This window comes from Pseudomonas sp. HMSC067G02 (genome assembly GCF_001813485.1).
Taxonomy (GTDB): Bacteria; Pseudomonadota; Gammaproteobacteria; order Pseudomonadales; family Pseudomonadaceae; genus Pseudomonas; species Pseudomonas aeruginosa.
In genome coordinates this window covers 140831-161167 of sequence record NZ_KV812632.1, presented here as the reverse complement: position 1 = coordinate 161167, position 20337 = coordinate 140831, and the positions used below count along the sequence as shown (strand labels likewise).

20 protein-coding genes and 1 tRNA gene are annotated in these 20337 nt (G+C 66.1%); 17 read left to right on the top strand and 4 right to left on the bottom strand.

Annotated elements, in window-relative coordinates; all coding sequences use genetic code 11:
- Nucleotides 1-407 precede the first annotated feature (407 nt).
- Entirely contained in the window at nt 408-1466 is a 1059-nt protein-coding gene (gene nadA, locus HMPREF2914_RS04685) for a quinolinate synthase NadA (protein WP_003086254.1), read from the top strand.
- Nucleotides 1467-1574: 108 nt separating this feature from the next.
- Here the strand turns inward: nadA and HMPREF2914_RS04680 are convergent, their stop codons facing one another.
- A complete protein-coding gene (locus HMPREF2914_RS04680; protein ID WP_003086256.1) occupies nt 1575-3008 on the bottom strand; it encodes a tetratricopeptide repeat protein in 1434 nt (477 codons plus the stop codon).
- A 162-nt stretch (nt 3009-3170) separates the two neighbouring features.
- Between HMPREF2914_RS04680 and HMPREF2914_RS04675 the strand changes: the two genes are divergently transcribed.
- Complete coding sequence (locus HMPREF2914_RS04675) at nt 3171-3422, top strand: sulfurtransferase TusA family protein (protein ID WP_003086258.1); 252 nt, start codon at nt 3171-3173, stop codon at nt 3420-3422.
- 33 nt (nt 3423-3455) lie between these two features.
- Nucleotides 3456-4529, top strand: coding sequence for an AI-2E family transporter (locus HMPREF2914_RS04670; RefSeq protein WP_070702803.1), 1074 nt, complete (start codon nt 3456-3458; stop codon nt 4527-4529).
- A gap of 60 nt (nt 4530-4589) precedes the next feature.
- Here the strand turns inward: HMPREF2914_RS04670 and HMPREF2914_RS04665 are convergent, their stop codons facing one another.
- Together HMPREF2914_RS04665 and HMPREF2914_RS04660 are read right to left on the bottom strand one after the other, a co-directional pair.
- Nucleotides 4590-5063 (bottom strand): peroxiredoxin, encoded by a 474-nt coding sequence (locus HMPREF2914_RS04665; protein ID WP_003086262.1) that lies wholly within the window; start codon nt 5061-5063, stop codon nt 4590-4592.
- Between the two features lie 11 nt (nt 5064-5074).
- Nucleotides 5075-5632, bottom strand: a complete 558-nt coding sequence (locus HMPREF2914_RS04660; RefSeq protein WP_003086267.1) for a glycine cleavage system transcriptional repressor — start codon at nt 5630-5632, stop codon at nt 5075-5077.
- A gap of 183 nt (nt 5633-5815) precedes the next feature.
- Here HMPREF2914_RS04660 and dapA point away from each other — a divergent pair, with 183 nt between their 5' ends.
- From dapA to wapB, 6 genes are all read left to right on the top strand, one after another.
- Complete coding sequence (dapA, locus tag HMPREF2914_RS04655; protein WP_003086270.1) at nt 5816-6694, top strand: 4-hydroxy-tetrahydrodipicolinate synthase; 879 nt, start codon at nt 5816-5818, stop codon at nt 6692-6694.
- A gap of 17 nt (nt 6695-6711) precedes the next feature.
- Nucleotides 6712-7902: an outer membrane protein assembly factor BamC gene (bamC, locus tag HMPREF2914_RS04650; protein WP_003086271.1), complete on the top strand. Its 1191-nt coding sequence runs from the start codon at nt 6712-6714 to the stop codon at nt 7900-7902.
- Entirely contained in the window at nt 7841-8599 is a 759-nt protein-coding gene (locus HMPREF2914_RS04645) for an MBL fold metallo-hydrolase (RefSeq protein ID WP_003086273.1), read from the top strand. Before bamC ends, HMPREF2914_RS04645 begins: the two co-directional genes overlap by 62 nt.
- A gap of 28 nt (nt 8600-8627) precedes the next feature.
- Complete coding sequence (purC, locus tag HMPREF2914_RS04640; RefSeq protein ID WP_003108622.1) at nt 8628-9338, top strand: phosphoribosylaminoimidazolesuccinocarboxamide synthase; 711 nt, start codon at nt 8628-8630, stop codon at nt 9336-9338.
- A 93-nt stretch (nt 9339-9431) separates the two neighbouring features.
- A tRNA-Ser gene (locus HMPREF2914_RS04635) sits at nt 9432-9521 on the top strand.
- A 350-nt stretch (nt 9522-9871) separates the two neighbouring features.
- Nucleotides 9872-10864 (top strand): 1,2-glucosyltransferase WapB, encoded by a 993-nt coding sequence (gene wapB / locus HMPREF2914_RS04630; protein WP_073668229.1) that lies wholly within the window; start codon nt 9872-9874, stop codon nt 10862-10864.
- A 39-nt stretch (nt 10865-10903) separates the two neighbouring features.
- Here the strand turns inward: wapB and HMPREF2914_RS04625 are convergent, their stop codons facing one another.
- Nucleotides 10904-11704 (bottom strand): IclR family transcriptional regulator, encoded by an 801-nt coding sequence (locus HMPREF2914_RS04625; RefSeq protein WP_003108626.1) that lies wholly within the window; start codon nt 11702-11704, stop codon nt 10904-10906.
- 157 nt (nt 11705-11861) lie between these two features.
- Here HMPREF2914_RS04625 and HMPREF2914_RS04620 point away from each other — a divergent pair, with 157 nt between their 5' ends.
- The 8 genes from HMPREF2914_RS04620 to HMPREF2914_RS04585 all read left to right on the top strand — a co-directional run bounded on the left by HMPREF2914_RS04620 (nt 11862) and on the right by HMPREF2914_RS04585 (nt 20337).
- Nucleotides 11862-12248: a Zn-ribbon domain-containing OB-fold protein gene (locus HMPREF2914_RS04620; RefSeq protein WP_011666727.1), complete on the top strand. Its 387-nt coding sequence runs from the start codon at nt 11862-11864 to the stop codon at nt 12246-12248.
- A complete protein-coding gene (locus tag HMPREF2914_RS04615) occupies nt 12245-13396 on the top strand; it encodes a thiolase (RefSeq protein WP_003086283.1) in 1152 nt (383 codons plus the stop codon). The genes HMPREF2914_RS04620 and HMPREF2914_RS04615 overlap by 4 nt, the downstream gene beginning before the upstream one ends.
- A 109-nt stretch (nt 13397-13505) precedes the next feature.
- A complete protein-coding gene (locus tag HMPREF2914_RS04610; protein ID WP_003140644.1) occupies nt 13506-15653 on the top strand; it encodes an acetate--CoA ligase family protein in 2148 nt (715 codons plus the stop codon).
- On the top strand, nt 15637-16503 hold the full coding sequence (locus HMPREF2914_RS04605; protein WP_023092136.1) for a MaoC/PaaZ C-terminal domain-containing protein: 867 nt from the start codon (nt 15637-15639) through the stop codon (nt 16501-16503). The genes HMPREF2914_RS04610 and HMPREF2914_RS04605 overlap by 17 nt, the downstream gene beginning before the upstream one ends.
- Before the next feature lie 81 nt (nt 16504-16584).
- On the top strand, nt 16585-17940 hold the full coding sequence (locus tag HMPREF2914_RS04600) for an MFS transporter (RefSeq protein ID WP_023092135.1): 1356 nt from the start codon (nt 16585-16587) through the stop codon (nt 17938-17940).
- Between the two features lie 23 nt (nt 17941-17963).
- Nucleotides 17964-18371: a PaaI family thioesterase gene (locus tag HMPREF2914_RS04595; RefSeq protein WP_003108633.1), complete on the top strand. Its 408-nt coding sequence runs from the start codon at nt 17964-17966 to the stop codon at nt 18369-18371.
- A 140-nt stretch (nt 18372-18511) separates the two neighbouring features.
- A complete protein-coding gene (locus tag HMPREF2914_RS04590; RefSeq protein WP_015503366.1) occupies nt 18512-19576 on the top strand; it encodes an acyl-CoA dehydrogenase family protein in 1065 nt (354 codons plus the stop codon).
- The gene (locus HMPREF2914_RS04585; protein ID WP_003145551.1) at nt 19576-20337 is read left to right on the top strand and encodes an enoyl-CoA hydratase/isomerase family protein; all 762 of its coding nucleotides are present in this window, start codon (nt 19576-19578) and stop codon (nt 20335-20337) included. The genes HMPREF2914_RS04590 and HMPREF2914_RS04585 overlap by 1 nt, the downstream gene beginning before the upstream one ends.

The following is a 20337-nucleotide window of genomic DNA, read 5'->3' as shown; positions in this document are numbered from 1 at the left end:
TTCGACGAAAAGAAAATCCGGATATTTACCGGTTATTTAACGCTAATACCAAGGGCCTAATACCAAAGTATTAACGCTGGCATGCCGGCATGTCGTGTTCGGTCGTGGAGCGAGCCGAGCTAGGGACGGTTCTAAGAAACGAAAAAATTATGTCGCGTAGGTCTAACGACCGAAACCTATGTCTTTTGTTAGCGTAGCCACCGGCCAGGCCGGTACGGACGCCGGGATGGCCCTGGCGCGACCTATGCGGTTAGAATCCGCGGCCTTGCAGGCGGATACCCCGAGCTTCGCTCGAGGGTGTCGCGGGTGCCGTGCCCGAAACCTGCAATCGTCAGCTCCCGGCGGTCCAGCCTGCCGCCGGGTATAAAATCGAGAGACGCGCTGTTGCGCCTTCAGGTGTAGCGACTATGACGCACATTTCCGAACGACTCCTGGTCCAGGCCCACCTGGCCGCCAAGCAACCCCGCGTGTTGAGCGAGCAGGAGAGCGCCGAGCATCGCGCGGCGATCGCGGCCGAACTGAAGGCGCAGAACGCGGTACTGGTGGCGCATTACTACTGCGATCCGGTGATCCAGGCGTTGGCCGAGGAGACCGGCGGTTGCGTATCCGATTCGCTGGAGATGGCCCGTTTCGGCAACCAGCATCCGGCGCAGACGGTGGTCGTGGCTGGGGTGCGCTTCATGGGCGAGACGGCGAAGATCCTCAACCCTGAGAAGCGCGTGCTGATGCCGACCCTCGAAGCGACCTGCTCGCTCGACCTGGGCTGCCCGGTGGATGAATTCTCGGCATTCTGCGACCAGCACCCGGAACGGACCGTGGTGGTCTATGCGAACACCTCCGCGGCGGTGAAGGCACGCGCCGACTGGGTCGTGACCTCCAGTTGCGCGGTGGAGATCGTCGAACACCTGATGGACAACGGCGAGCCTATCCTCTGGGCACCGGACCAGCACCTGGGACGCTACATCCAGCGCGAGACGGGGGCCGACATGCTGCTCTGGGACGGCGCCTGCATCGTCCACGAGGAGTTCAAGGCCAAGCAGCTGGAAGACATGAAGGCGCTCTACCCGGACGCCGCCATCCTGGTCCACCCCGAATCGCCGGAAAGCGTGGTCGCGCTGGCCGATGCCGTGGGCTCGACCAGCCAGTTGATCAAGGCCGCGCAGACCCTGCCGAACAAGACCTTCATCGTCGCCACCGATCGCGGCATCTTCTACAAGATGCAGCAGCTGTGCCCGGAAAAGGATTTCATCGAGGCCCCCACCGCCGGCAACGGCGCCGCCTGCCGCAGTTGCGCGCACTGCCCGTGGATGGCGATGAACACGCTCGAGCGGACCCTGGCCTGCCTGCGCGAGGGCAGCGGGGAAATCTTCGTCGACCCGGCGTTGATCCCGCGGGCGGTCCGTCCGCTCAAGCGCATGCTCGACTTCACCCAGGCCGCGCGCCTGCGCCAGGCCGGGAACGCCTGAACCTGGCGAGGGCATCCCGCTGCGTAGGGCGAGTAAGCGCGGTGCGGTTGTTCGCCCAACCCCCTGTTTCGACGAGCATCGCCGGGCGTTTTTCCTCGGATACGCCGTTCAGCGGAACATTTCCTTGACCATCTTTTCCTGCTGGCGAATTTCCTGCTGGCGGGCGTCGAGTCGCGCAGCCAGTTGGAAGTTGCCGCCAGCGCGGCGCTTGGCGAAATCGAGCTGCTCGATGGCGGCCTGGTAGTCGCCGGTCAGAGACAGGTACTCGGCCCGGGCCTGGTGCACGCCGATGGCGTTGTTGGTCAGGCTGCGCACCTCGGCCAGGCGGTTCCAGACATCCGGGTCCAGCGGCCGCGCCTTGCTCAGGTCGTCGAGGATCTTCTCCGATTCCTGCGGCTTGCTCATCTTCAGCATCAGGTCGGCGCGCACCTGTTTCAGCGGGTAGCTACTGGGGAACTGGGCGAGCATCTTCTTCAACCGCTGGTCGGCATCCGGCAGGCGGTTGGCGGTGATGTCCAGCTCGACCTGGGCCAGGTTGTAGGCCACGTCGTTGGGTGCCTTCGCCAGCAATTGCCTGAGGTTGTCACGGGCATCGTTGAGCTGGCCGATGCGCGTCTGCGAGATGGCCAGTCCGTAGCGCGCGGCATCCAGCTTGGGATTGTCGTTGAGCATGGCGCGGAAGCGCTTGCCGGCCATCCCCGGGGTTTCCTCGAAGAGCAACTGGGTGCGCGCGCGCATCTGCTGGTAGCGCAGGCTGTCTTCCTTGCCGCCCTGGGGATACTGTTCGGCGCGGTTGCGGGTGTCGGCGATACGCGATTCGGTGACCGGGTGGGTGAGGAGGAACTCCGGCGGCTTGCCGTCGTAGCGATACTGCCGCGCCAGGCGCTCGAACATGTTCGGCATCGAGCGCGGATCGTAACCGGCGCGAACCATGTTGGTGACGCCGACGCGGTCGGCTTCCTGCTCGTTCTGCCGGGAAAAGCGCAACTGGTTCTGGATCGCCGCCGCCTGGGTCCCGGCGATCGCCGCGATACCCGCATCCCCTGCGCCGGCGGCCGCGGCGACGATGCCGGCGAGCATCGCCGCCATCACCGGCAGTTGCATGCGCTGCTGTGCCTCGATGCCGCGGGCGAAGTGGCGCTGGATCAGGTGGCCGAGTTCGTGGGCCAGCACCGCGGCATACTCGCCTTCGGTCTGGGCGTTGAGCAGTAGCCCGCCGTTGACCCCGATCACGCCGCCGGGCGCGGCGAAGGCGTTGATCTGTGCGTCGCGGATGAGGATGAAGGCCAGCCGGTGGTCCTGCAGGTCGCTGGTTTCGGCCAGCCGGTAGACGCTGCTTTCGACGAAGTCCTTGAGTTGCGGGTCGGAGATCGCATCGACCTGGTTGCGCAGCATGCTCAGCCAGGCGCGGCCCAGCTGGAACTCCTGCTCCGGCGAAACGATCGAGGAAGATGCGTCGCCCAGGGAGGGCAGATCGTCCGACATGACCGGCGAAGCGAGCATGCAGGCGAGCGTCAACAGGGCAGGGCGCAGTACATTCATGCAGGAGGCTCAGGTTGGCAAAGGCCTTACTTTAGCCGTTGGTTATCGGCACTGCCTAGGTATCTGCCCGAGACCCGAAGCTGTTGGACTTCGAGCGCCGTTTCAACTGGCCAGCGGCGGATAGGCTTGGGTATGCTTGTCGGCCCTTCGGGAGAGGCTGTCATGACGGATAACGATTCATCCCCCCTGGTATGTGACGCGGAGCTGGATGCCAGTGGTCTCAATTGTCCGCTGCCCCTGCTAAAGGCCAAGCTGGAGCTGAACCGCCTGCCCAGCGGCGGGGTGCTCAAGGTGATCGCCACCGATGCCGGGTCGCAGCGAGACTTCCGGGCCTTCGCCCAGCTCGCCGGCCATGAACTGCTGCGCGAAGAGGCCGCCGAAGGCGTCTATCGATACTGGCTGCGCAAGCGTTAGCGGAGCCTTCGCCGTTCCGATTCAGGATTTCCGATGATCAAGGTGTTACGCGACTGGATGCAGCGCTACTTCTCCGACGAGGAGGCAGTGGTGCTGGCGATCATGCTGGTGCTCGGCTTCAGCGTCATCCTCGCCTTCGGCGGGATGCTCGCGCCGGTACTGGCGGCGATGGTGATCGCCTTCCTGATCCAGGGCGTGGTCGGCATGCTGGAACGCTTCCGGGTGCCGCACCTGTTCGCCGTGTGGCTGGTCTACAGCCTGTTCCTCGGCTTGCTGGCGCTGTTCCTGGTGGTCCTGCTGCCGCTGCTCTGGCAGCAATTGTTCACCCTGTTCAACGAACTGCCGCGGATGCTCGGCGAATGGCAGAGCGTGCTGCTAATGCTGCCCGAGCGCTATCCCAGCCTGATCAGCGAAGAGCAGGTGCTCAAGGCCATCGAGACCGCGCGCGGCGAATTCGGCCAGATCGGCCAGTGGGCGCTGACCTCGTCGCTGGCCAGCCTGCCGGTGGTGGTGAACGTCATGATCTACCTGGTGCTGGTGCCGATCCTGGTGTTCTTCTTCCTCAAGGACAAGAAGCGCTTCCATACCTGGTTCCACCGCTACCTGCCGCGCGAGCGCGGGCTGATGAAACAGGTCTGGGCCGAGATGAACCAGCAGATCGCCAATTACATTCGCGGCAAGGTCATCGAGATCGTCATTACCGGCGCGGTGACCTACATCGCTTTCGCCAACCTGGGGCTCAACTACGCAGCGCTGCTGGCCCTGCTGGTCGGCCTGTCGGTGGTGGTGCCGTACATCGGCGCGGTGGTGGTGAGCGTACCGGTGGCGATGATCGCCTTCTTCCAGTGGGGCTGGAGCGACCAGTTCATCTACCTGATGGCGGCCCACGCGATCATCCAGGCGCTGGATGGCAACGTGCTGGTGCCGCTGCTGTTCTCCGAGGCGGTGAACCTGCACCCGGTGGCGATCATCTGCGCGGTGTTGCTGTTCGGCGGGCTCTGGGGCTTCTGGGGCGTGTTCTTCGCGATCCCCCTGGCGACCCTGGTGAAAGCGGTGCTGGATGCCTGGCCCAAGGACCTTCCCGAGACTCTGGCAGCCACGCGATAGCATCGGCCGCATGAAAAATGAAAAAGGCCGCGGATGCGGCCTTTTTTTTCGGGGCGGGGCTCAGGCGCCGTTGAGCGCCTGGGCGGCGGCGAGAACCGCGTCGACATGCCCGGGCACCTTCACGCCGCGCCACTCCTGGCGCAGTACGCCGTCCCTGTCGATCAGGAAGGTGCTGCGGTCGACGCCCATGTATTCCTTGCCGTAGAGCTTCTTCAGCTTGATCACGTCGAACAGCTGGCAGACCGCTTCATCCTTGTCGCTGATCAGCTCGAAGGGGAATTCCTGTTTGCACTTGAAGTTCTCGTGGGACTTCAGGCCGTCGCGGGAGATGCCGAAGACCTCGGTATTGGCCTTCTGGAACGCCGCGTACTGGTCGCGGAAGCCCTGGCCCTCGGTGGTGCAACCGGGAGTGCTGTCCTTCGGGTAGAAGTACAGGACGACCTGCTTCCCCTTCAGCGCGGACAGGGTCACCTCCTTGCCGCTGGTTGCGGGGGCGGTGAAGTCGGGTACGGGTTTGTCGATTGCGACCGGCATGGCTCGGCTCCTCAGGGGTGTTGGGGGCGCCAGGGTTCGATCAGGGCATCCAGGTTCAGGGCGTCGGCGAAGTCCAGGAACTGGTCGCGCAGCCAACTGATCTGGGTGCCGGCGGGCAGCGTCACGGTAATCGTGGCGTTGAGCATGGTGGTGTTGGTGTGCGGCGCCTGGTAGGTGTCGCAGGTCAGGTTCTCCAGCTCGATGTTGTGGTCGATGAAGAACTGGCAGAGTTCGTTGAGGATGTCCGGGCGATACACCGCGCTGACATAGGCCACGTAAGGCAACGCCTGGGCGCGGGTCACGTGGGCGTTGCTGCGGGTCATGCTGAGGGTGATGTCGCCGCGCTTGGTGAGGGCCGGCAGGCTGCCCTCGAGGCGGGCGAGGGCATCCCAGCTTCCGGAAATCTGCAGCACCAGGGCGCTGAACTCTCCGTGGCGGGTCAGGCGGCTGCTGACCACGGCGCAGCGGCTCTCGACGCAGGCGCGGCAGAGCAGGGTGGTCAGCTCCATCGGATTGGGGCCGAGGGCGCTGATCAGAAGGAATTGTTCGCGGGGTTGGCTGGTGGACATTCAACTTTCCTGGAATACGCTGGCGGCACGGGCCGTACCTAAAGCGGGAAGGGTAGCGAAAAGCGCCGCCGAGGGAAACGTCTGCCGCCTGTCAGCGGCTTCCGACGAGGTGGCGCTCGTCTTGTGCAAGGCCTGCCGCCGACAGTACCATTACCGCTTTAATTTCGCGGCAGGAGCGGTTGCATGATTGCGGGCAGTATGGTGGCACTGGTCACCCCCTTCGATGCTCAGGGTCGACTGGACTGGGACAGCCTCGCCAAGCTGGTGGACTTCCACCTGCAGGAAGGCACCAACGCCATCGTCGCCGTCGGCACCACCGGTGAATCGGCCACGCTGGACGTGGAAGAGCACATCCAGGTGATCCGTCGCGTGGTCGACCAGGTCAAGGGCCGCATCCCGGTGATCGCCGGCACCGGCGCCAACTCCACCCGCGAGGCGGTGGCGCTGACCGAGGCCGCGAAAAGCGGCGGCGCCGACGCCTGCCTGCTGGTGACGCCGTACTACAACAAGCCGACCCAGGAAGGCATGTACCAGCACTTCCGCCATATCGCCGAAGCCGTTGCGATCCCGCAGATCCTCTACAACGTGCCTGGGCGTACTTCCTGCGACATGCTTCCGGAGACCGTCGAGCGCCTGTCCAAGGTGCCGAACATCATCGGCATCAAGGAGGCCACCGGCGACCTGCAACGCGCCAAGGAAGTCATCGAGCGCGTCGGCAAGGACTTCCTCGTCTATTCCGGCGACGACGCCACTGCCGTCGAGCTGATGCTGCTGGGTGGCAAGGGCAACATCTCGGTGACCGCCAACGTCGCGCCGCGCGCCATGAGCGACCTGTGCGCCGCCGCCATGCGCGGCGACGCCGCTGCCGCGCGCGCCATCAACGACCGCCTGATGCCGCTGCACAAGGCGTTGTTCATCGAATCCAACCCCATTCCGGTGAAGTGGGCCCTGCATGAGATGGGTCTGATCCCCGAGGGCATCCGCCTGCCCCTGACCTGGCTCAGCCCGCGTTGCCACGAGCCGCTGCGTCAGGCCATGCGCCAGACCGGCGTATTGGCTTGATCAAGGAGCTCCACGCAATGAAGCGACTGGCTGGACTGACCGCCCTCGCCCTGGTTATCGGCAACACTTCCGGCTGCGGCTGGCTGTGGGGGCCGGAGGGCTATTTCCGCGACCGCGGTGACGACTACCTCGGCGCCCGCGAAACGCCTCCCATGCAATTGCCCGAAGGGGTGCACAGCAAGCCGCTCGATCCGCTGCTGCCGATTCCGCTGAACGTCGCCACCACCCACGAAAAAGAGGGTGAGTACGAGGTTCCGCGTCCGCAGCCGCTGGCCAACGCCGGCGACATCAGCGACTACAGCCTGCAGCGCAGCGGTGATAGCCGCTGGGTCGTGGCCCAGCGTCCGCCGGCGGAAGTCTGGCCGGTGGCCCGGCAGTTCTTCGAGGAGAACGGTTTCCGCATCGCCGACGAGCGCCCGCAGACCGGCGAGTTCAGTTCCGACTGGCAATCGCTGTCGCAGCTTTCCGCGCCGCTGGCACGCCGCCTTAGCAGCCGCGTGAGCGGTGTCGAGCCGGACGGCCAGGCACGGGTTCGGGTGCGTATCGAGCCCGGCGTGCAAAGCAATACCAGCGAGGTCTACGTGCTCAGCCAGACCCGCGCCGCCGGTGACACCAGCAGCCCGAGCTGGCCGAGCAAGTCGGTGGCGCCGAGCCTCGACGCGGCGCTGCTCGACGAGATGGTCGCGAGCATGGCGCGCAGCGCCGAGCAGGGCGGCTCGGTCTCCCTGCTGGCAGCCAACTCGATCTACGACACGCCCGGCACCTTCGAGTTGAGCAAGGACGGCAGCGGCAACCCGGTGCTGACCTTGCAATCCGACTTCGACCGCTCCTGGGTCAGCGTCGGGCGTGCCCTGGATAACGCCGATATCCGCGTCGACGACCTCAACCGCAGCCTTGGCGTGTACTACGTGAACATCGCCGAAGGGGCGAAGAAGCCCGACGAAGACAAGCCCGGGTTCTTCAGTCGCCTGTTCGGCGGCGGCGAGAAGACCAAGGAAGAGGAAGACGCCAAGGCGCAGCGCTACCAGGTCCGCCTGACCACCGTCAGCGACGCCGTGCAGGTCACCGTCGACAAGGACATCAACACCTCTGCGCCGGCCGATGTCGCGCAAAACGTACTGGAAAAACTCCAGGAGAGCATGCGCAATGCGGTTCGCGGTTCTGGGCAGCGGAAGCCGGGGCAATTCGGCCTTGGTGAGCAGTTCTGACACCCGGATACTGATCGATTGCGGCTTCCCGCTGCGTGAAATCATCAAGCGTCTGGCGCGCCTGGGGTTGAGCCCCGCGCAGCTGGACGCGATCCTGGTCACGCACGAACACGCCGATCACATCCATGGCGTCGAACTGCTGGCGCGGCATTACCAAATCCCGGTCTATCTCAGTGCGGGTACCCTGAGCGGCATGCGCCGCCCGGTGCACCCCGCCGAGCTGTTGAGGGCCGGCCAGCGCCTGGCGATCCGCGGGCTGGAAGTGCAGGTGGTTGGCGTCTCGCACGACGCCCGCGAGCCTACCCAGTTCGTGCTGTCCGACGGACAGCGGCGCTTCGGCATGCTCACCGATCTGGGAGTGGCCACGGCCGAGGTGCTGGAGTGCTATCGTGCGGTGGATGCTCTGGTGGTCGAGGCCAACCACGACAGCACGATGCTTGCCGGTGGCCCGTATCCCTATTTTCTCAAGGCCCGCGTAGGCGGTTCGCGAGGGCACTTGAACAACCATCAGTCCGCAGAACTGGTGAAGCAGCTGGATTGGGGTCGCATGCAGCACCTGGTGCTGGCCCATCTCAGCGAAAAGAACAACTCGCCGCAGCTGGCCCGGCAAACCTTCGTCGACACCCTCGGGTGCGATCCGGGCTGGCTGCAGGTGGCCGATCAGCATTCAGGCCTGGATTGGCGCGAGATCGCCTAGGCCCTATTACCCGTAAGCGGAGCCCATCATGGAAAAACGCGAAGAACTCTACCGCGGCAAAGCCAAGTCGGTTTACCAGACCGACGATGCCGATCGTCTCATCCTGCTGTTCCGCAACGACACCTCCGCCTTCGACGGCAAGCGCATCGAACAGCTCGATCGCAAGGGCGCGGTGAACAACAAGTTCAACGCCTTCATCATGCAGAAGCTGGAAGCTGCCGGCATTCCGACCCAGTTCGACAAGCTGCTGTCGGATACCGAGTGCCTGGTGAAGAAGCTCGACATGATCCCGGTCGAGTGCGTGGTGCGCAATTTCGCCGCCGGTAGCCTGGTGCGTCGTCTCGGCGTGGAAGAGGGCATCGCCCTGACTCCTCCCACCTTCGAGTTGTTCCTGAAGAACGACGCCCTGGGCGATCCGTTCATCAACGAATCCCACGTCCAGGCCTTCGGCTGGGCCACTCCCGAGCAACTGGCGCAGATGAAGACCTATTCCTTCAAGGTCAATGAAGTGCTGAACAAGCTGTTCGACGACGCCGGTCTGCTGCTGGTGGACTTCAAGCTGGAGTTCGGCCTGTTCCATGGCCAGATCGTCCTCGGCGATGAGTTTAGCCCGGACGGCTGCCGTCTGTGGGACAAGGAAACCCGCAAGAAGATGGACAAGGACCGCTTCCGCCAGGGCCTCGGCGATGTGATCGAAGCCTACGAAGAGGTAGCCAAGCGCCTGGGCGTGCCGCTTTAACCTCCTAACGCGCGCAACCATCTGAAAGAACGCGAAAAAATCTTCAAGAAAGCTTCGCGTTCTTCGTACAAGCTGGTATCATGCGCGCCGCACGGAGAGATGCCGGAGTGGTCGAACGGGACGGATTCGAAATCCGTTGAGTCAGCAATGGCTCCTAGGGTTCAAATCCCTATCTCTCCGCCATTACATATGAGCAAAGCCCCTGGAATGCCTGGCGTTCCGGGGGCTTTGTCTTTTCTGGCGAGCGTTCGGGCATCCCCTCTGCCGGGCGGGCGAAAAAGCCGTGCCATGGTTTCGGGTGCCGGCCAGGTCGTGCAGCTTTCCTAGGAATGCTGCGGGCCCTTCCTTGGTTCTGCCCTTCCTTCTCCTCTGGGTGGTCGTCCCGCTCTGCCTGGGTTTCGTGGGTGCGCTGAGCGCGCATTTCTCCACCGCTTCCGATTTTCTGTCCTTCGGGCGCCGGGTCGGGCGACCTGCCGGTTTCGATGGTCGGTGCGGTTCTTCTTAGTATCCCGGCGCTTGAAGGCGCCGCGGATGTGTGGCCGAGCTGCATGGCACGGTTTCCCTCCGGCGGACAGCCAGGATATCGGTTTGCGCCGAGTCCCGGAGACGGGGCTGGGGAGGAAGAAATGCGTCCGCTCGTTTCCGTCGTTTGCGCCTGTTTCAATATCTCGAAGTATCTGCACGAGGCGATCGCCAGCATCTACGCGCAGGGCTATCCCAATCTCGAGTTGATCGTGGTGGATGACGGATCCACGGACGACACCTATGAGCGTCTCGCCATGCTCCGCGAGCGTCACGGTTTCCAGCTCTACCGCCAGGCTAACCGAGGGGTGAGCGACGCGCTCAATCACGGTTTGCGTCATGCGCGGGGCGAGTTCGTGATGACTCCCGACCTGGACGACATTCTCCTGCCTGGAGCGCTCGACACGCGCGTCGACTACTTGCTTGCGCACCCCGAGGTCGGGTGCGTGGGCGGTTTCAATATCTGTATCGACAGTGCTGGTAACGAAGTGGCGCGAGACGGTTTCAGCGAGGGGTGTGTGGAGCGTTGGGGGTTCGATGCAGCATTGGCCGAGACCCTGGTGGTCATGCCGCTGACGGCGCTCTACCGCATGGAAGCGATGAAGCGGGCGGATTTCTTCGACCCGTCGATTCGCGTGCAGGATTTCCAGATCACCCTAAGGATCGCGGCGCAGGGCTATGAAATTCATCGACTGCCGGCCTACATGGGGCGTTATCGCCGGCATGGAAGCGGTCTGTCCGGCAGGTACAAGCTCAATTACGAGGCGGATATGCAAGCCATCGAGCCTTATCGGGCTCACCCGAATTATCGCCGGGCCCGGCAACTGATCCTGAACAAGGCGCTGAAGAAGGCTGTTGTCCAGGATGGGCGATATGCCTGGCAGTTGTTCCGCTCGGTGCCGCTGCGGGCGTGGGACCGGGTGACGCTGAAGCGATTCTGGCGCTTTCTCCGTTATCTGCCGGTCCTCGGGTTGAAAGGTGGTACCGGCGTCGAGGGTCGATGACGGCTGGCCGGCTAATCTTTCAGTGGGTTGAATATCATTTCAGGATTTCTCCTTCAGTGCCTCGCCCTGGGGAAATAGCGCGCGGCTCACGAAGCGCGCGGTATCCCGCAGGCTGGTGCCGATCCGTTCCAGGTCGTCGGGCTGGTGCTGGGCGCTGATGCCGATCGCGGAGATGGCGAAGCGCGGTTGTCCGTCGCGGTCGGTGATGGCGCTGGCAACCATGCTCACGCCGCGGTAGAGGTGTTCCTGGTCGATAGCCCAGCCGCGCTCGACGGCCTCGGACGCTTCGGCCTGGTAGCGCTCGAAGCTCGGCGGATTTTCCCAGCGCACGCGGGTCAGTCGGCGGCGCAGTTCGTCCTCCGGCAGTTCGCGCAGGCCGGCAATGCAACGCCCGGCGGCGCCGACCAGTTCCGGCAGGCGCGTGCCGACGGCGACGTTGACGTGGGCGACGGGCGGTGCGGCAAGGGCGATGACGCGGATGTGCGCATCGTCGGTGACTTGCCACAGGGCGATGAGGATGTGGTGGGCAAGGCTCAGTCGCTCCAGCTCTGGCTGGATCAGGTCGGCATAGCTGCGTCCGACGAATCCTACGGCCAGTTCCGACAGGCCAAGGCCCAGTTGGTAGGTCTTGCCCGCATCGTCGAAGGAGGTCAGCCGTTCGTTGCTCAGGGTGCGCAGGATATTGAAGGCGCTGCTCGGGCTGATGCCGGTGGCGCGAGCGATGGCAGCCACGCCTTGCGGTCCGTCGGCGTGGGCCAGGTGGCGAAGTATCTGAATGGCGTTCACTACCGCGCCGACATCTTTGCTGCTGGTGCCTTTGGTTGTGGCGTCCTTGGTCATTTTTCCTCTTTTCATTCAGTATTGTGATTGACATTCACGATAGTGAATATATTCTGGGCTTCCGGAACGTACAACCGGGGACGGAAGCAGTATCCGGTTCGGCGTCCAGCGCGATGCACTTTGCAGCAAAGGTCGACAAGAACAAAGGAGAAACCTCGTGGCAGATCTTCCCGATGGCAGTACTCCGGGACCTGAGGCGCAGTACCTTGCGTTTCTCGCCCAGGGCCGTTTCATGTTGCAGCGCAGCCGTTCCAGCGGTCGCCATGTGTTCTACCCGCGCCAGTTGGTGCCGGGTAGCGGCGAGACTGATCTCGAGTGGGTTCCCGCCAGCGGCCTGGGTACGCTCTACGCGATCACTGTCAATCGCTCCCGCGGCGGCAATCACAATGTCGCGCTGGTCGACCTGGACGAGGGCGTGCGCATGATGTCGCGGATCGACGGGCACGAGAGCCTGCCGATCGGCACCCGTGTGCAGGCGCGCATCGTCGAGCAGGACGGTGCCAATGTCGTGGTGTTCGTTCCCCACCAGGAGGGACGACCATGAGCGCGGCCATCCGAGGCAAGACCGCCATCGTCGGCATCGGTAGCGCCGGCGTCGGCGAGGCGCCGGGCTACAGCGCCATCGAACTGCTCGGCCAGGCGTCGCTCAAGGCCATTGCCGATGCCGGCCTGAAGCTTTCCGACATCGACGCGATCTTCGCCGCCACCAGCTCCCATGCCTTTCCCACCTTGTCGGTCGCCGAATACCTCGGCATCCGCCCGAAGTTCGTGGATGGCACCAATATCGGCGGCTCCAGTTTCGAGCTGCACCTGCTGCAGGCCACTTTGGCACTGGAGGCCGGTCTCTGCGACGCTGCGCTGATCTGCTACGGCTCCAACCAGCGAACCGCCGGCGGCCGCCTGGTATCGATGAGCGAGCCACAATGGCACGAGACGCCCTACAAGCCGCGCCACCCGATCACCGCCTATGCCCTGGCGGCCAGCCGGCACATGCACCAGTACGGCACCACACGCGAGCAGCTCGCCGAGGTGGCGGTCTCTGCCCGGCAATGGGCCAACCTGAATCCTGAGGCGTTCGCCCGCGGGCCGTTGAGCGTCGATGACGTCCTTGCCGCGCGGATGGTCAGCGACCCGCTGAGTGCCGCCGACTGCTGCCTGGTCACCGACGGCGGTGGCGCCTGCGTGGTAGTGCGCGCCGAGCGCGCCCGCGACTTGCCCAATGCGCCGGTGTACTTCCTTGGCGCGGCCGGAGCGCAGTGGCATCGCTCGATCGTGTCGATGCCCGACCTCACCGTGACGGCGGCCTCGGAAAGCGGTCCGCGAGCCATGCAGATGGCCGGTGTGCGGCACGCCGACATCGACCTGGTGATGCTCTACGACGCCTTTACCATCAACACCCTGCTGTTCCTCGAGGACCTGGGTTTCTGCGCCAAGGGCGAGGGCGGCCCATTCGTCCAGGGTGGACGCATCGCGCCCGGCGGCGAGCTGGCGGTGAACACCAACGGTGGCGGGCTGTCCTGCGTGCATCCGGGGATGTACGGGATGTTCCTGATCATCGAGGCGGTGACCCAGCTCCGCCGCCAGGCCGGCGAGCGGCAGTTGGCCAAGGCCGACGTGGCGTTGCTGCACGGCAACGGCGGCACGCTGTCCAGCCAGGTAACCGCGTTGCTCGGCACCGGCGACACGCTCTAGACCCCTGGCCGACAGGCCTTCCGGGCGCTGCCGTGGCGGCGTCCCGCGGGCGCGCTCGCCCGCGAGAAGGTTGTCGTGCCGGCCACAGACAAACGGATCAGGTGAACCCATGTCAGCGAACCACTCGCAACAGCTCATCGACGCTCCCCGTTTCGCCAGTCTTACTCCATTGATCGAACCACGCTCGGTCGCAGTGATCGGCGCCTCCAGCGACCCGACCCGCATCGGTGGCCGTCCCATCGCCTACATGCTGCGCCATGGCTATGCCGGGCAAATCCTCCCGGTCAATCCGAATCGTGCTGAAATCCAGGGGCTGCCGGCCTTCGCCAGCGTTGCGGAGCTGCCGCAGGCACCGGACGTGGCCATTGTCGCGGTGCCTGCGCCTCAGGTGCTGGAGACCGTCCGGGCGCTGGGCCGCCAGGGGGCGCGCAGTGCCATCGTGTTCTCTTCCGGATTCAGCGAGGTCGGCGAGGCCGGCGCGGCGATGCAGGATGCGGTGGTAGCCGCTGCCCGCGAGCACGGTATGCGCCTGCTCGGTCCGAATGCGCTGGGCGCGTTCAACAGTAACCTGGGTTATTACGCGTTCTTCTCCACCAGCCTGGAACGTGGCGTACCGCTGCCCGGCCGGGTAGGCATCGCCACCCAGTCCGGTGCCTACGGCGCGCACCTGCTCGGCATGGCGCGCCAGCGGCGCCTGGGAACCCCTATCTGCGTGGCCACCGGTAACGAGGCCGACGTCACCCTGGGCGACAGCATCGGTTGGCTGGTGGAGTCGCCGGAGATCGACGTGGTGATGGCCTACGCCGAATCCATCCGCAACGTCGACAGCTTCCTCGCCGCCCTGGAGGCAGCGCATCGCGCCGGCAAGCCGGTGATCCTGCACAAGGTCGGGCGCAGCGCCCTGGGTAGCCGCGCGGCGCTGTCCCACACCGCTTCGCTGGCCGGCGACGACAAGGTGCTGGACGCCGTGCTGGGCGACTATGCGGTGATCCGCGCCAGGACCACCGAGGAACTGATGGACATCGCCTACCTCGCCACCCGGCGTATCTATCCGGTGGGCAACAGCCTCGGCATGATCACCGTCAGCGGCGGCGCCGGGATCATCGTCAGCGATGTCGCCGAGGAAGTCGGCCTGCCGATGCCGCCGATGCCGGACATGGCCCAGGAGCGGCTGAAGGCACGGCTGTCCTTCGCTTCGCCGATCAACCCGGTGGACTGCACCGCGCAGGCCCTGAACGACCTGACGCTGGTGCGCGACTTTACCGAGTCGATGGTGGTCGACGGTGGCTACCGTTCGCTGCTCGCCTTCTTCACCCAGGCCGGCACCGCCGCCTCCATCGGCGCGCGTCTGGCCGAGCAGTTCCGGCGGATCAAGGAGGCTTATCCCGAGCGTCTGTTCGTGGTCTCGGTGATGGGCGAGGGGGAGGAGCTGGCACCCTACGAGGAGGCCGGCTTCGCACTGTTCGAAGACCCCACCCGGGCGGTAGTGGCGATCCAGGCCATGGGGCGGCTCGGCGAAGCCTTCGCCCGGCCGTTGCGCCTGCGCCGGCCTGCCGGCGGGCTACAGTTGCCCGCCTCCACGCCCGGCGAAGCCGAGGCCAAGCGCCTGCTGGCGCGCGCCGGTATCGAGTCCGCCGCCGAGGCGGTGCTGGGCAGTGCCGAAGAGGCGGTTGCCTTCGCCGAGGGCATCGGATACCCGGTGGTGCTGAAGCTCGCCTCGGCGGACATCCAGCACAAGTCGGAAATCGGCGGCGTGCTGCTTGGCGTAAGCGATGCGGACGCGGTACGCGCCGGTTTCCAACTGCTCCTGCGCCGGGCCGCCGAGAAGGCGCCGCAGGCGCGTCTCGATGGCGTCCTGGTGGCGCGTCAGCTGCAGGGTGGGGTGGAGTGCTTCATGGGGATCCAGCGCGATCCGCTGTTCGGCCCGGTGGCGCTGTTCGGCCTGGGCGGGATCTTCGTCGAGGTGCTGCAGGACGTGGTGTTCCGCCGCTGCCCGTTCGAGGTCGACGAAGCCGAGGCGATGATCCGTAGCATCAGAGGCGCGCCGCTCCTGCTCGGCGCGCGTGGCCGGCCGCGGGCCGACGTCGCGGCGCTGGCACGGCTGCTGTCGAATCTCTCGCGGTTCGCCTGGGAGGCGGGAGAGCGCTTGCGCTCGGTGGACCTCAACCCGGTCATCGCCTTGCCGGAGGGCCAGGGCGCCTGGGCGGTGGATGCGGTGCTGGAAGTCGAGGAGGTGGCCGATGGCGCTCGATCCTGAGGTGCTCCTGAACTACCCGATCCCCGAAGTACGCCAGCGCTACAGCCGGCGCGACAGCGCCTTCTATGCATTGACCCTCGGTCTGGGCGGCGACCCGCTGGACGAGCGCCAACTGGCCTACGTCGATCCGTGCCGCGATCTCCAGGCATTGCCGTGCATGGCCCTGGTGCTCGGTCATCCGGGCTTCTGGCTGGGCAATCCGGCGACTGGCGTGGACGCGCTGCGCCTGGTTCACGGCGAGCAGCGCCTGGAGTGGCGTCGGCCGTTGCCGGCGGAAGGCGAGGTGATCGGCCGGACCCGGGTCACCGGTCTGGTAGACAAGGGCGCCAACAAGGGCGCGCTGCTCTACAGCGAGAAGGTGCTCAGCGACGCGCTCAGCGGCGAGGTGCTGGCTGTCGCCCGCAGCACCACCTTCCTTCGCGGCGACGGCGGCTTCGGTGGTTCCCGGCAGGTGCCGGAAACGCCGCATCGCTTGCCTGAACGGACACCCGACCTGCGACTCGACCTGCCGACCCGTCCGGAGCAGGCCCTGTACTACCGCCTCAACGGCGATGACAACCCGCTCCACGCGGAGCCCGCGGCAGCGCTGCGGGCCGGCTTCCCGCGGCCGATCCTGCATGGCCTGTGCACCCTCGGCGTGGCATTCCACGCGGTGTTGCGCGGGCTCGCCGACTACCGCGCGGAGCAACTGGGACATCTGCAGGTGCGTTTCTCGGCTCCGGTGTTTCCCGGCGAGACCTTGCGTACCGAGATGTGGAGCGACGGCTCGTTCCGCACTCGCGTCGTCGAGCGCGATGTGGTGGTGCTGGACAACGGCCGGGTAGGTCCGCCGCCAGAGCGGCCGGACTGAAGCGAAGGGCGGCGGCGCGAGGGAACGACCGTCGGGCTGCCGTGAAGATCAACCGAAATCCTGCTTGCGAGAACAAGAATAATGAATGCAACCGCGCTTTCCCCGAACCCGGCGCCGGCCATCTCCCGGCGCACCATGCTGATCGCCTTCGTCTTCTGCTTCCTCGGCCTGCTCGCCGACGGCGTCGACCTGATGTTCCTGGCCTACAGCCTCAACAGCCTGAAGGCCGAATTCGGCCTGAGCAACTTCGAAGCCGGCTCCCTCGGCAGCCTGACTCTCGCCGGCATGGCCGTCGGCGGTATCTATGGCGGCTGGTGCTGCGACCGCTTCGGCCGGGTGCGAGTGGTGACCTGGACCATCGTGCTGTTCTCCATCGGTACCGCGTTGCTGGGGCTGACCCAGAACTACTGGCAGTTCGCGCTGATCCGCTTCGTCGCCTCGCTCGGCCTCGGCTCGCTGTTCGTCGCCTGCAACATCCTGATGTCCGAGTGCGTCGGAACCAAGTACCGCACCACCATCCTCGCCGCCATGCAGGCCGGCTGGACCGTGGGCTACCTGGTGGCGACCCTGCTGGCGGGGCAGATCATCCCCGAGTTCGGCTGGCGCACCTTGTTCTTCACCGCCGTGGCGCCGGCGCTGGTCTGCCTGGCCCTGCGGCCTTGGGTGCCGGAGTCGCCGTCCTGGCTCGCGGCCCAGGCCGGGCGCCAGCGTCCCGGCGCGGCTCCGCAGAGCTACGCCGAGGCTGGCGGTGCCGGCCCGCTGGGACGGATGTTGGGCGATCCGGAAACGCGCGGCATGTTCCTGCTCTGGAGCCTCACCTCCTGCTTCCTGCTGTTCGGCTACTACGGCACCAACAACTGGATGCCGTCCTACCTGGAGAGCGAGTTGGGGATGAACTTCAAGTCGATGACCGGCTACATGGTCGGCACCTACAGTGCGATGATCCTCGGCAAGGTCGCCGCCGGTGTCTGCGCCGATCTCTTCGGTCGGCGCCTGACCTTCGCCGCCGGGGCCATCGGCAGCGCCGCCTTCATGCCGTTGATCGTGTTCTACCACTCGCCCTCCAACATCCTCTGGATCCTCATCACCTTCGGCTTCATCTACGGCGTTCCGGTCGGGGTGCTGGCCACCTACATGACCGAGAGCTTCTCCACCCGCGTCCGCGGCTCGGCGGTGGGCACCGCCTACAACCTGGGGCGTATCGGCGCGGCGGTGGCGCCCGCCGGCATCGGCCTGCTGGCCACCCACGTGTCGATCGGCGCGGGTTTCCTGGTGATGGGCATCACCTACGTGCTCACCGGGCTGATCCCGGCGCTGTTCATTGCGGACCGGCTCTACGACCCGAACCGCGAGTCCCGCGATGCCGAGAGCGCTTCCCGACGGCAAGCGCCGGGCAGTGCCGTGGATACCGCCGAGCGGCGCGCGGCCAAGGCCTGATCCTGCGGAAGGAGTGCACATCCATGAGTTCTTTTCCACGACAGCCAGCGGCGGAGCAGCGGCCCGCCAGCTTCCAGGAGTTCATCGGCCTCGAGCGCTGGACCGATGCCGACGGGATGGCGCGGGTGCGCTTGGGGCATCGCCCGGAACTGATGAACTACCTGCAACAGTTCCACGGCGGGGTGTTGATGTCGGTGCTGGACGCCGCCATGGCCCAGGCGATCCGTGCCTGCCTGCCGGACTGCTCGATGGTGACCATCGACATGGCTACCCACTTCATGGGGAGCGCCCGCGGCGAGCTTCGTGCGGTTGGCAGGGTGGTGCGACGGACCCGCACGATCTGCTTCTGCACGGCGGAAATCTGCAACGAGGACGGCGAGGTCATCGCCATGGCCTCGGGCAGCTTCAGGTACCGCGCGGCTAAGCCGTAGCGGAGTTCCGGCGGCACGGCAGCGGAGCCATCCGTCGCGCGTCCGGACCACGGCCTGCGCGGTCGCTCCGCGCGGACAAGCCGGCGCCGCCCGTGCAGATGACGGACGGGCGGACGGCGTATCGACAGGAGGGCGAACAGATGAGTGAGCAAGACGAGTGGGCCGGCGAGCGCGAGCAGCGTCTGCGGATGATCCGCGACAGCGCGGCTTCGCTGGTGCCGCGCGACGGCGACCTGACCCGCGTGCGCCGCGGTCGTTTCACCGGTAGCGGGGTGGACCGCCAGGCCTGGCGCGAGGTCTGCGCCATGGGCTGGCCGGCGCTGCGCCTGGATGAAGCGTTGGGCGGCAGCGGCCTGGGCATGAGCGAATACGCGGCGTTGCTGGAGGCGCTGGGGCGCGGCCTGCTGCCCGAGCCGCTGATCGAGGCCGGGCTGGTGGCGCCGCTGCTGCCGGAAGACGAGCGCGTTGCGTTGCTGGCCGCTGAGCGGCTGGTCCTGCCGGTGGGCATCGCCTACCGCGATGGGCGGCGACGCCCTCGTATGCAGGAAGGGCGGTTGCACGGCGAAGTCGCTCACGTACATCTGGCTGGTGCCGCCGATGCCTGGCTGGTGGCCTGCGAGCAGGGCCTGGCGCTGGTCGAGCGCGATGCCGATGGCGTGGAACTGCTCTGTGAGGCGACCCAGGATGGCGCTCACCTGGCGCGCCTGCGTTTCCGCGATGCGCCGGCACGGTGGTTGTCCGGCGAGGTAACGGAACAGGTTCTGGACGAGGCAGGGCTGGCCTGCGCGGCCTATCTGGTCGGACTGATGGATGGCGCCTTCGAGCGAACCCTGGAGTACCTCAAGGTACGTCGCCAGTTCGGCCGCGAGATCGGCAGTTTCCAGGCGCTGCAGCACCGCATGGTCGACCTGAGGATCCAGATCGAACTGTCGCGCGCCATGGTCGAGCAGGCCGCCGCCGCGATCGATGCCGGGGCGTCGGAAAGCGAGCGCCAGCGGCAGGTCTCCAGCGCACGGGTACGGGCCTCGGAAGCGGCTCTGCTGGTGACCCGTCAGGCCATCCAGTTGCACGGCGGCATCGGCTACACCGACGAGGCGGACATCGGCCTGTTCCTGCGCCGCGCCATGGTACTGCTCAATGCCCACGGCTCGCTGGCGTTCCACAAGGCGCGCTACGCCGCGCTGCTACAGCGGGAGGTGGCCTGATGAGCGGTTTGTTGCAGGAAACGCGCGGCACGGTGCGCCTGCTGCGCTTCGACAACCCGGCCCGGCGCAACGCACTGTCGCCGGCGCTGCGCATGGAATTGCTGCGGGCCCTGGAGGCGGCCGAATGCGACCCATCGATTCGCAGCGTGCTGCTGACCGGTGGCGAAGAGGTGTTCTGCGCCGGCGGCGACCTGGGCGACATGCGGGTGACCGAGTTGGCCGCCGGCAGGGCGCGAATGCAGGACAACGCGCGGCTGGTGCGGCAGATGGTGCGCATGGGCAAGCCGCTGATCGCCGCGGTCGAGGGCTGGGCGGTGGGGGCCGGGCTGTCCGTGGCGCTGGCCTGCGACAGCATCGTTTGCGGCGCCAGCGCCCGCTTCGCCGCCGGCTTCGGCAAGGTCGGGTTGCTCGCCGACCTTGGCCAGTTGCATACCTTGCCGGCGCGCATCGGTTGGGGGCGGGCACGGCAGATCCTGATGTTCGGCCAGGTGGTAGAGGCCGAGGAGGCACTGCGCATCGGCCTGGCCGACCGCCTCTGCGCCGCTGGCGGCGCCTTGGCGATGGCGCTGGAACTGGCCGGGCGGGTGGAGCAGCAGGCGCCGTTGCCCCTGGCGATGACCAAGGCGTTGCTCGCCGAGGGCCTTGACCTATTGCTGGAGCGGGAGGGCGAGTTGCAGAGCCAGTTGTTTCTCAGCGCCGACCACGCCGAGGGCAAGGCGGCCTTTCTCGCCAAGCGTCCCCCCGTATTCAGAGGAAACTGA

What these genes read in the sequence shown, in the direction of transcription:
- HMPREF2914_RS04660 (WP_003086267.1), bottom strand. Translation starts at nt 5,632, where the DNA reads ATGTCCACCAGCCAACCCCGCGAACAATTCCTTCTGATCAGCGCCCTC.
- HMPREF2914_RS04590 (WP_015503366.1), top strand. Translation starts at nt 18,512, where the DNA reads ATGAGTGAGCAAGACGAGTGGGCCGGCGAGCGCGAGCAGCGTCTGCGG.
- HMPREF2914_RS04670 (WP_070702803.1), top strand. Translation starts at nt 3,456, where the DNA reads ATGATCAAGGTGTTACGCGACTGGATGCAGCGCTACTTCTCCGACGAG.
- HMPREF2914_RS04625 (WP_003108626.1), bottom strand. Translation starts at nt 11,704, where the DNA reads ATGACCAAGGACGCCACAACCAAAGGCACCAGCAGCAAAGATGTCGGC.
- HMPREF2914_RS04605 (WP_023092136.1), top strand. Translation starts at nt 15,637, where the DNA reads ATGGCGCTCGATCCTGAGGTGCTCCTGAACTACCCGATCCCCGAAGTA.
- HMPREF2914_RS04665 (WP_003086262.1), bottom strand. Translation starts at nt 5,063, where the DNA reads ATGCCGGTCGCAATCGACAAACCCGTACCCGACTTCACCGCCCCCGCA.
- HMPREF2914_RS04675 (WP_003086258.1), top strand. Translation starts at nt 3,171, where the DNA reads ATGACGGATAACGATTCATCCCCCCTGGTATGTGACGCGGAGCTGGAT.
- HMPREF2914_RS04645 (WP_003086273.1), top strand. Translation starts at nt 7,841, where the DNA reads ATGCGGTTCGCGGTTCTGGGCAGCGGAAGCCGGGGCAATTCGGCCTTG.
- purC (WP_003108622.1), top strand. Translation starts at nt 8,628, where the DNA reads ATGGAAAAACGCGAAGAACTCTACCGCGGCAAAGCCAAGTCGGTTTAC.
- HMPREF2914_RS04610 (WP_003140644.1), top strand. Translation starts at nt 13,506, where the DNA reads ATGTCAGCGAACCACTCGCAACAGCTCATCGACGCTCCCCGTTTCGCC.
- HMPREF2914_RS04680 (WP_003086256.1), bottom strand. Translation starts at nt 3,008, where the DNA reads ATGAATGTACTGCGCCCTGCCCTGTTGACGCTCGCCTGCATGCTCGCT.
- nadA (WP_003086254.1), top strand. Translation starts at nt 408, where the DNA reads ATGACGCACATTTCCGAACGACTCCTGGTCCAGGCCCACCTGGCCGCC.
- HMPREF2914_RS04595 (WP_003108633.1), top strand. Translation starts at nt 17,964, where the DNA reads ATGAGTTCTTTTCCACGACAGCCAGCGGCGGAGCAGCGGCCCGCCAGC.
- HMPREF2914_RS04600 (WP_023092135.1), top strand. Translation starts at nt 16,585, where the DNA reads ATGAATGCAACCGCGCTTTCCCCGAACCCGGCGCCGGCCATCTCCCGG.
- bamC (WP_003086271.1), top strand. Translation starts at nt 6,712, where the DNA reads ATGAAGCGACTGGCTGGACTGACCGCCCTCGCCCTGGTTATCGGCAAC.
- HMPREF2914_RS04615 (WP_003086283.1), top strand. Translation starts at nt 12,245, where the DNA reads ATGAGCGCGGCCATCCGAGGCAAGACCGCCATCGTCGGCATCGGTAGC.
- dapA (WP_003086270.1), top strand. Translation starts at nt 5,816, where the DNA reads ATGATTGCGGGCAGTATGGTGGCACTGGTCACCCCCTTCGATGCTCAG.
- HMPREF2914_RS04585 (WP_003145551.1), top strand. Translation starts at nt 19,576, where the DNA reads ATGAGCGGTTTGTTGCAGGAAACGCGCGGCACGGTGCGCCTGCTGCGC.